3 protein-coding genes are annotated in these 6,478 nt (G+C 37.6%); 1 reads left to right on the top strand and 2 read right to left on the bottom strand.

Annotated elements, in window-relative coordinates:
* Nucleotides 1-420: 420 nt before the first annotated feature.
* A complete protein-coding gene (locus tag F6K54_RS37970; protein ID WP_293089225.1) occupies nucleotides 421-3,447 on the bottom strand; it encodes a plasmid replication protein, CyRepA1 family in 3,027 nt (1,008 codons plus the stop codon).
* 168 nt (nucleotides 3,448-3,615) lie between these two features.
* A complete protein-coding gene (locus tag F6K54_RS37965) occupies nucleotides 3,616-3,741 on the bottom strand; it encodes a hypothetical protein (RefSeq protein ID WP_293089223.1) in 126 nt (41 codons plus the stop codon).
* A gap of 219 nt (nucleotides 3,742-3,960) precedes the next feature.
* On the opposite strand from F6K54_RS37965, the gene F6K54_RS37960 reads away from it, so the two are divergent.
* A complete protein-coding gene (locus tag F6K54_RS37960) occupies nucleotides 3,961-5,070 on the top strand; it encodes a bifunctional serine/threonine-protein kinase/formylglycine-generating enzyme family protein (RefSeq protein WP_293089221.1) in 1,110 nt (369 codons plus the stop codon).
* Nucleotides 5,071-6,478 lie beyond the last annotated feature (1,408 nt).

Here is a 6,478-nt window from a genome sequence, read left to right as displayed (position 1 = left end):
TTATAATCCTGAAGTTGCTCAGTTAATGGAGAGACATTACGCTAAACATAAGAAATAAGGAGTAGGGGAGTGGGGGAGTAGGGGAGTGGGGGAGTAGGGGAGTGGGGGAGTAGGGGAGTAGGGGAGTGGGAGAGATGGGGTGATGGGGGGATGGGGAGATGGGGAGATGGGGAGATGGGGAGATGGGGAGGTCCAGTAGGGTGCGTTAATGAAATGTAACGCACCATCTAGATTTTTATGTTCGCTCAGTTACGCTGACGCTAACACACCCTACTGGACTGTTTCATCTTAAATGTTGCATTAGAAAATGGGGTGATGGGGGGATGGGGTGACGAAAAAAGCGCTCTGCAAAGTTTTAGCTGTGCATCCATCCGTGCATCCGTGGCCAAATCCGTGTCTTGCCCTGACTTCTCTAAAGCACTATTTTAGCTGAAACTGTCCACTACTACTACTACTCAACCATTGCTGAAACACTTCAAACCTACCATCATCAGGATGAACAATACGATAAATTCGCAATCGCTTTTTCTGATGACTCTCTGTCCGCAAACACTCCAAACTATAACCAATTTTATCCAAAAAACGCCGCACTATTGTAATAGGACTAGAATTTACCGCTAACCCTATCCCGACTATAGTTTTAATTGCTGTTCGGTTTGCTAAAGCAGTCTTGGCTAACAATTGCAAATCTTCATCAATATTTTTCAACTCCCGTTGCTTATCTTTCAACAATGGCGGTATTTTCAATAATTCCATCACCCCGATGGTTGCACCCAATAAGCGATCGTTAAAATCAGGTATGAAAATATTTCCCTTGCCCAACTCCAAAATTGTTTTCGCTACCTCAGCATCTCGTGCTACTAAGTATTGTCGCCCTACAGTCATAAAATAATGTAGTTGCAACTGTTGATACCATCCAGCATCATCTTTTTCTACCAACTCAGAAGTGATCGGAATACTATAACGCAACATTAATTCAAATTTTCGTTGTTCCCGTTGTTGTTTGCTGGTTTTGGATAATCGCTTTTTGAGTTTTTGATACTCGGTAAAACTAATATTTCGTGCAGTAGCGATCGCCTCACATTCTGTCTGATAATTTTGCTTAATTACAGTAGCGATCGCCTCTTGTAAATCATTAATTTCTGTAAGTGTTTCTGATGATTTTTTGGCTTCTAAATTATTAGCTAAAACTTCTGGGGAAGCTTGGAGAATATGATGTCCTTCTAATCGCAAAGCTTCTAAAATAGACTCTTGATATTGATTCATTCCTGCATTGAAACGAACGGCTAGTTTTGCCCAACACAAAAAAGATTCTGCCTGAAAACCTGTTTCTAAATCTTCCAAACCATCAAAATCTGACTGTTGCAATAGTCTAATATTTAGTTGAGTCAGACGTTGTTCGGAATTGAGCAAAGAAGTAATAGAAGTCGAACCATTACCAACTTGATTAAAACCAGAATTTGCTACCCATAAATATCTCGGAATATTCTCACGAACTCTACCTAAAGATTGACAAACGGAAGTTGCTCCTTGTACTCCTTGAGCAATAGCCCAAACTGAAGTGAAATGACCTTGAATATCAATACTAATTCCTGTTTCAATTGAGGGAGAAGCTAAGACAATATCATATTTTGGCAATACTTGATTTAATGATTTAATACAACCATAAGCAGGATGATTAGGTTCAGCTAAAGATTCCGAATCTATTCTGAGAATTTTTAAGTCAGGAAACTGTTTTTTTAGATAAGCTTCTAAAGCACGAGTTCCCCATTTACTGGTAATTTTTTGTGCTGATAAACACACCATTGGTTTGCCACCTTCACGGATATGTTTATGTAAATCTACGATTAATCTTTTGGGAGTAGTTTCTGGATAATTAAAAACTTGCCAAGCTTCTTTTTCTCCTGGTAGCCAATCATTTTGAATAATAAAAGGTTCTAATTTTACTCCTGCTAAAGCTTGTAGATAATCTATTGAAATATCGCTTAAGTCAGCATCAGCTATAAATACCTGACCCACACCTCCTAAAACATTTTGCATTAATGTTTTGAAAGACCTGAGAATTTCTACTCGGTTTTGCCGACAAGTATTAGAATTTAAACCATGCCAAATTACCTGTTCTATTTCATCAATAATTACCACTCCATCTGACCAATTTTCAGGATTAAAACTAGCCTTAGAATTAGGATGTAGAGAATCAATACATAAACCAATACCTAATAATTTATCATCCGATTTTTTATCTACTTCTGTAATATATTTTAGTCCGAAACGTTGACATAATTCTTGTACTAACTGCACTCGATGCCCAATAACTAAAACCTTTTGATTGCGAGCTACAGCTTCACTGACAATTTTCTCTAATAACTTAGTTTTTCCAGTGCCCTTAGCAGATTTAATTCCTACTAATTTTGCCGGAAAATTAGTGCTATAAGCTAAGTCAAGATTATCTAATTTTTGTAAATTATTACTGCTGATAGAACCTAAAATATGTTGCTCGGAAAGATAACGACTATTAACTCTAAGATTTACAGGATATGTAAGTTTGCTAAATGATTTAGCCTTCCAAAGTTCTAGAGGTAATGCGTTTTTATAAGCTTCATCAAACGCACTTTGCCCATGATTTGCAATTAAATCGTCAACTCCTTTACCCAATTCTGGATTCCAGGAAATAACTTTAACATTACATCCTTTTCTTGTGAGTAAATATCCAGTTTGTCTAATAGCAGCATTAACATTTTTAATAGTCTTAGGTTTCGTATCTTGGTCAAATGCAATATAAATTTCTCGATGATTATTTGCTAGCTTTTCTAACTGAGGAATTAAATTCGATTTACCAATACGGTTGCCATATTCATCCCTAATAACTCGATATCCACCAAAAACTCCTGGTAAAGCGATCGCTACATAACCACCTGTTAATAAAGCACCAGTTTTTTTTGCCCCTTCAGTAATACATAAAGGTATTTCAGGATGAGCGATAAACCACTGCCAAAAACCAAAGTCTGGTTGATTATTATTAATATCTTCTGGCAGAATTTCTATTTGATAACGACTAGCAATTTGATGCCACAAATGTAGAGGTATTTTTAGGGCAAATAAACTGGTAGGAATTTTCGGAGGATGTTCGTATTTAATTAACTTTTTTTGGTCATAACTGTGACGTGGTTGACTAGGTTTAAAACAACCCCAAAGGTCTTCTTCTCCTGTAAGTAAATCAATTCCCGAACACCACCATCCACCTTCTTCAACGTGTTGGTATCGCTTTAATATTTGGCTAGTTACTCGGCCATCATTTCGTCTAGGAATAGCATCAGAATAAAACAAAAATTCATAAGGCCGTTGTCCTTCTAAAGGGATAACATTAAGGTGTATTAGTTGGTCATCGACACAACTATTAGTCCATTCTCGGAAATAATTAATTGGTGGTTCGGCCTTAAGGTTCATTTAATAATGCACTCTATATATAGTGAAGGATTTTTATTATATGCGAAAAACACACTATATACATATAAAATTTTCTAACTAAGATACAAATACTGAATAATGTGGAATGGGCATCTTGCCCGTTCCTGATATTTTCCCGTTCCTGATATTTTCACCGCAGACATGATATCAATCATCATTAGACATCGGGTAAAAATCAAAAATAAAATCAATTTTTATCCATAAATTATCAATTATTTCTCCCTGTTGCCTGTTGCCTGTTGCCTGTTGCCTGTTGCCTGCGCACAGCGCCATAACTGAAAAAAGGGGGGGGGTTGACAAAAAAACTTGACATGGTACTATAAACATAATGGAGAAGGTGCGCTCATATATACTCAAATAAATTCGGCCAAAAAAACCATATTTCCCTAACTTAACAGCAAAATTAGATTACACAAGTTGGAAAACTCTTGAAACAAGACTAGACGATATACGAAGAAGTCTAAGAACTGACAACTCATAACTGAAAAAGTAATGCAGCTAGGAAAAATCCTGAGACAACGATACAAAATTCTCGACACTCTCGGAAGTGGAGGGTTCGGAGATACCTACTTAGCTCAAGACTTAGACTTACCAAAAAAACCCAAATGTGTAGTTAAACATCTATCACCTAAAACCTCAGATCCAGCAGTTTTGTCCATTGCTCAAAAATTGTTTGATAGAGAAGCAGAAGCATTATACGAATTAGGCAAAGACTCAGATCAAATACCAAAATTATTTGCTCACTTCCAGGAAGGAACAGAATTTTACTTAGTACAAGAATATATAGAAGGGCAAGATATAAGTAAAGAACTTACCCCAGGAAAAAAATTAAGCGAGTCTTACACCATTGCCTTACTCAAAGGAATATTATCAGCATTAGCAGTAGCTCATCAAAACAACATAATTCACCGAGACATCAAACCAGAAAACTTGATGCGTCGTAAGGTAGATGTGCCAGAATTTTTCATGGGAAAGTATCCAGTCACTCAAGCACAGTGGCAAGCAGTTATGGAAAAAAAGAATTTTTGGCAGGTGATTATGAGAACTCGAAATGAAAATAATCCTTCTAGTTTTAAAGGGGCAAACCGTCCTGTAGAAAATGTAAGTTGGAACGACGCGACAGAATATTGTCAGAAGCTCTCACAAATAACAGGTAAAAAATATTGTTTACCTAGTGAGAGTCAGTGGGAATATGCTTGTAGAGCAGGAACAACAACACCATTTTATTTTGGCAAAACTATAACGTCTGAGTTAGCTAACTATCGTGGCAGTTCTACTTATGCTGATGAACCCGAAGGAAAATATCGTGGAAAAACAACAGATGTGGGAATTTTTCCACCCAATAGTTTTGGTTTGTACGATATGCACGGTAATGTCTGGGAATGGTGTGCTGATTATTGGCATTATAACTATGAAGGTGCGCCTGTTAATGGAAGTGCTTGGTTAGATGGAAATGAGAATCGTTCTCCGCTGCGGGGCGGTTCCTGGAACGACTATCCTGATGACTGCCGTTCCGCGTATCGCGACTACCTCAGTAGGCGCGGCATCCACGACTGCTATACTGGTTTTCGTATTGTGTGTTCTGGCGGGATAACTCTGTAGCCCTTTTCTCTTTTCCCCTTTTGCCCTTTACTCTATTTTTCTTTTTTCTTTCCCTCCCGCGAAGCGGGGAAATTTTTTTCAGAGTGGGAGAAGTCAGGGCAAGACAAGGATTTTGCCACGGATGCACGGATGATTAATCTAAGTTTGCATTCTGTGCAGACCAAAAAAATCAGCAGGAAATTCCCCTTGTATCCCTAAAAAAATCATGGTAGTATGTAATTATTGGGGGTTGCTTGTACCTACGCATGATTTTTTATTCAACGCCAAAGCAAGACAGAGATTTTGCCACGGATGTACGGATGATTTGTGAGCTAGTAGAAGTGATAGAACTCTGTTCCGCTGTCGCGATCGCTCAGATATAGAATATTCATTCTGTGAAGCACCTAAGAAGAAAATTAGCGACAGACAAGGATTTTGCCACAGATGTACGGATGAGAGAATCTGCATTTTGTGAAGCTACAAAAAAAAGTCGGTGAAGGAAGGAATTTTTCCTTGCATCGGCAAAAAAATCATAGTAGTATGTAATTATTGGGGGTTGCTCGTACCTACGCATGACTTTTTATTCAACTCCAAAACAGCATTTTAGAAGTAAGCATAATATAGAGACTCAAAAGCGATCGCTCACAATCACATCAGAAGGAAAAAATCATTCTGTGAAGCACTAAAAGAAAATATTCCTTTTATAGAGACTTTTATAAATAAACTCACAGCGTGATCGCTACCATTACAAACCAACAACTCATTCTGTGAAGCACCAAGAATATTTCTCCTACAGATGCCATAAACTCACACTGCTTGCTCATTTTGTGAAGCACTAAAAAAACGGCAGGAGATTCCCCTTGTATCCCCAAAAAAATCATAGTAGTATGTAATTATTGGGTGTTGCTCGTACCTACGCATGACTTTTTATTCAACTCCAAAACAGCATTTTAGAAGTAAGCATAATATAGAGACTCAAAAGCGATCACTAGCAATCACATCAGAAAAAATTATTCTGTGAAGCAACCAAAAGCTCAAGATTTCTCCCACAGATGCCATAAACTCACACCGCTTACTCATTCTGTGAAGCACCAAAAAAATAGGCTGGATATTCCCCTTGTATCCCTAAAAAAATCATGGTAGTATGTAACTATTGGGTGTTGTTCGTACCTACGTATGACTTTTTATTCAACGCCAAAGCAAGACAGAGATTTTGCCACAGATGTACGGATGATTTGTGAGCTAGTAGAAGTGATAGAACTCTGTTGCGCTGTCGCGATCGCTCAGATATAGATAATTTATACCAATTCCCAAAAATAATGCTATACTTCCAACGGAACTTCAGTTATTAAGTAATAATAATGATTCAGTAATGTTCGTAAGGATTATAGGCATTAATCCAAAATATCTTATTCCTTTAAACCCTACT

The organism is Okeania sp. SIO3B5 (assembly GCF_010692555.1).
Taxonomy (GTDB): Bacteria; Cyanobacteriota; Cyanobacteriia; order Cyanobacteriales; family Microcoleaceae; genus Okeania.
Note: the sequence above shows the minus strand (reverse complement) of the source record. Positions and strands in the feature narration are given on the sequence as shown.

Excerpts from the sequence above, each read along its gene's own strand:
- F6K54_RS37970 (WP_293089225.1), bottom strand. The coding sequence starts at position 3,447 with ATGAACCTTAAGGCCGAACCACCAATTAATTATTTCCGAGAATGGACT.
- F6K54_RS37965 (WP_293089223.1), bottom strand. The coding sequence starts at position 3,741 with ATGGCGCTGTGCGCAGGCAACAGGCAACAGGCAACAGGCAACAGGCAA.
- F6K54_RS37960 (WP_293089221.1), top strand. The coding sequence starts at position 3,961 with ATGCAGCTAGGAAAAATCCTGAGACAACGATACAAAATTCTCGACACT.